The following is a 4,020-nucleotide window of genomic DNA, read 5'->3' as shown; positions in this document are numbered from 1 at the left end:
AACCACCGGTTGTAGTACGGTAGCGGTCGTCGATGAGTTCTGCAACGACTTGACCGTTTTGGACTTTTGTTCCTGGTGTCGCGCGTAGGTTGAATACTTGGTTATTTCCAGTTGTTACCAAATAATTATTACGACCTTGTGTGCTTTGGGAGGTAACTGTTGCGGAGTCAAGTACTACCGACGCGGTAATTATTTCAATTTCTCTTGTACTCTTACCTGGTTCAGCTTGTGGTAAACGTACTACACCACCATGTACTGTTGTTAACTGGGTTTCTGCTAGAACACCGTTTGTTTCTACGCTGTCACCTTCAGATACAACTAGTTCGGCACCGGGTGGTAAGTTATATACGTCACCGGATAAAATCCAGATTAATCCACCGCGCGATGCTGTTGTGGTTGTGTTACCTTGACGGTCGGTTTTTTGTTCGGCAACGACTTCATGAAATTTAACTTCACCAGCTAGGTCAGTGGCAACGTCTTTTACGGCTTTTTCGGTGTTACCACGTCCACGTCCAGGTAATAAGACTTCTGCTACCAGTTGTCCGACTTTTACTTTTTGACCACTGTTGACGTAAAGTGTAGAACCTTGGGTAATGGCAACTTCGGTAACGGTTCCTGCGCTATCCTCAATTGTAATATTACCGTTGGTTTCTACCATGAGAGCATCTTCACCGTGACGAGTACGATAAGGACGTGTTCTTAGTTTTTTGGTAAACTTAACGGCACCTTCGTGTTCGGAGCGTACTTGTTTAGCAACCTCACCTGTGAATACACCACCTGTGTGGAAAGTACGCATGGTTAACTGGGTTCCAGGTTCCCCGATACTTTGCGCGGCAATGATTCCCACTGCTTCGCCCAGGTCTACCATTTTGGCGTGTGCTAAACTCCATCCGTAACAATGTTGACATACGGAGCGCGCGGCTTCGCAAGTTAGAGGAGAGCGAACAACAACTTCGGTAACACCAGATTTTTCGATACGCTTACCTAATTCTTCCGAAACAGGTGTGTTACGTTCGGCAATAAGTTCTTTAGTTTTGGGGTGTACAACCTTTTCGTTTAGGACTCGTCCCATCAAACGAGTTGCCAAAGGAATTAAGGTTTTATCACCTTCGGTCATTGCTGATACGGGAATACCCCGGTCTGTACCGCAGTCAATTTCCCGAATAATTACGTCTTGGGATACGTCCACCAAACGACGGGTAAGGTATCCTGAGTCTGCTGTACGTAAGGCTGTGTCAACTAGTCCTTTACGGGCACCATAGGAGGAAATAATATACTCAGTAACGGTTAAACCTTCACGGAAGTTGGTTTTAATGGGTAAGTCAATAATTTCCCCTTGAGGATTTGCCATTAATCCCCGCATCCCAACTAACTGCCGTACCTGAGAAATGTTACCTCTGGCGCCAGAGAACGCCATCATATATACAGAGTTGAGGGGGTCAGTACTCTTGAAGTGGCGAACAACTTCGTCTTTGAGCGCTTCTGAAGTTCCGTTCCAAGTATCAATTACTTTTTGGAAGCGTTCCACTTCAGTAATTTCCCCACGAGTATAACGTTCCTCAGTTGCGCGGATTTCTTCCTCAGCAGCTAATAGTAAGTTACGCTTAGTTGGAGGAACCATCAAATCATCAACACTGATGGATACCCCTGCTTTTGTGGCATAACGAAAACCCAAAGTCTTGAGTTTATCAGCCATCACCGCAGTGCGCGCGGTTCCATAATTAATAAACGACCAAGAAATTAAATTCCGCAGTTGACCCTTGTCAACTACACGGTTGCGAAAAACGTGCTTTTCTGATGCCATAATAATAAGTTAAAAGTTTTGAGTGCTGAGTACTGAGTGCTGAGTACTGAGTGCTGAGTATTAAGTTCTTCTTATACTCAGCACTCAGCACTTTCCACTCAGCACTAACTTGCGAGTGCTTCTTGAATCGCTTTATTGTAGATAACGCGACCTGGAGTTGTGCGTATATACTGAGAAATTAGATTTCCCGACTCATCTTCCCGAACACGGCGGAATTTGTACATTTTGGTTACAGTTCCGTCTGGATTAGATGTTTCTTCGACTGGTTGAGTGTCTGGTTCGGGTGACTCAACTTCACCGTCAAATCTAACGTATATGTAAGCATGGATATCAACTTGTGATGACTCGTATGCCATGATTACGTCATCAAGCGAAGAAAAATACAAACCCTTGCCCTTTGTGGCATTTGGATTTTCTGCGGTTAAATAGTATGCTCCTAATACCATGTCTTGGCTAGGCGTAATAATTGGTCTACCTGTGGCAGGTGACAATATATTATTAGAAGCAAGCATCAACAACCGTGCTTCTGCCTGTGATTCCAAGGAGAGTGGTACGTGTACCGCCATTTGGTCGCCATCAAAGTCAGCGTTAAATGCAGGGCAAACTAGTGGGTGTAATTGAATTGCTCGACCTTCTACTAATATTGGTTCAAAGGCTTGAATACCCAAACGGTGTAGCGTTGGCGCCCGGTTAAGCATTACTGGGTGTCCTTCGATAACTTCTTCGAGAACATCCCAAACTTGTGGGTCGTTACGGGAAATTAGTTTTTTGGCAGCTTTAATGTTATTAACCATGCCGCTACGAATCAAGCGGTTAATAACAAAAGGTTGAAATAATTCGATTGCCATTTCGCGCGGCAACCCACATTGGTGGATGTGCAACGAAGGTCCAACTACAATTACAGAACGACCTGAGTAGTCAACCCGTTTACCAAGTAAGTTTTGACGGAACCGTCCTTGTTTACCTTCAATGATGTCAGATAATGACTTCAAAGGACGGTTATTGGCGCCTACAACCGTGCGTCCACGACGACCATTATCGATGAGCGCGTCTACTGCTTCTTGTAACATCCGTTTTTCGTTACGGACGATAATTTCTGGCGCCAGAATTTCTTGTAAACGTGCTAGACGATTATTACGATTAATTACGCGACGGTACAAATCGTTTAAGTCACTAGTTGCAAATCGTCCACCATCAAGTTGCACCATTGGACGTAAATCAGGTGGAATTACAGGAATAACCGTCATTACCATCCACTCAGGCTTACTTCCAGTCGCGATGAAATTGTCAATAACTCGTAGACGCTTGATTAACTTAGCTCTTTTCTGACCTTTGGCTGTGTTGATTTCTTCGCGTAAATCTTCTGCTTCTTGCTCTAAGTTAATATCGGCAAGTAACCTTAATAGCGCTTCGGCGCCAATACCAACTTCAACACCAACAAGTTGAGAATCTTCCGCATAGATTTGGTCTTCGATTTCCAACCACTGGTCTTCCGAAAGTAGCTGCTTGTAGGTTAGAGTTTCCGCATTACCTTGACTTAATACAACGTAAGAGTTGAAATAAACAATTTGTTCTACATCCCGCAACGGCATATCAAGCAGGATGGAAATATAAGAAGGAATACCTTTTAAGTACCAAACGTGAGCCACTGGTGCTGCAAGTTTAATGTACCCCATGCGGTGGCGCCGAACTCTCGACTCAGTAACTTCCACACCACATCGTTCGCAAACTATACCACGGTGACGAACACGTTTATATTTACCACAGTGACATTCCCAATCTTTCGCTGGACCAAAAATGCGCTCACAGAAAAGCCCGTCCATTTCTGGCTTCAACGTTCTGTAATTAATCGTTTCTGGTTTAGTTACTTCTCCAACGACCTGACCGTTAGGTAAAGTTCTTTCACCCCATACACGAATTCGTTCGGGTGAAGCCAAGCCGATTTTAACGTAATCGAACTGGTTGTTTTGTCCTGGTCTCATTTTTATTTACAGTTGAAACTTAACAAGTTGTTTAAACACACAGGGTTTTTAACTGTGATGTGAGGAGTATTCAATTTTTTAGTGCTGAGTAGAAAGTGCTGAGTGCTGAGTAGAGACCCGATGTTCCTCGCGTCTGTACGAGTTAGGAGTTAGGAGTTAAAACTTCTTTTTACTCAGCACTCAGCACTCAGCACTCAGCACTCAGCACTCAGCACTCAGCACTCAGCACTCAGC

2 protein-coding genes are annotated in these 4,020 nt (G+C 44.2%); both read right to left on the bottom strand.

Translation table 11 applies throughout. The annotated features are described in order from the left end of the window. On the bottom strand, positions 1 to 1,804 hold a 1,804-nt coding region (locus AC2JBO_RS43665), incomplete at its 3' end, for a DNA-directed RNA polymerase subunit beta'' (RefSeq protein ID WP_496959864.1). A gap of 104 nt (positions 1,805 to 1,908) precedes the next feature. Further along, positions 1,909 to 3,786 (bottom strand): DNA-directed RNA polymerase subunit gamma, encoded by a 1,878-nt coding sequence (locus tag AC2JBO_RS43660; RefSeq protein WP_496959863.1) that lies wholly within the window; start codon positions 3,784 to 3,786, stop codon positions 1,909 to 1,911. Positions 3,787 to 4,020 lie beyond the last annotated feature (234 nt).

Source organism: Calothrix sp. CBUCES-K 9914 (assembly GCF_059640475.1).
Note: the sequence above shows the minus strand (reverse complement) of the source record. Positions and strands in the feature narration are given on the sequence as shown.

Excerpts from the sequence above, each read along its gene's own strand:
- AC2JBO_RS43660 (WP_496959863.1), bottom strand. The coding sequence starts at position 3,786 with ATGAGACCAGGACAAAACAACCAGTTCGATTACGTTAAAATCGGCTTG.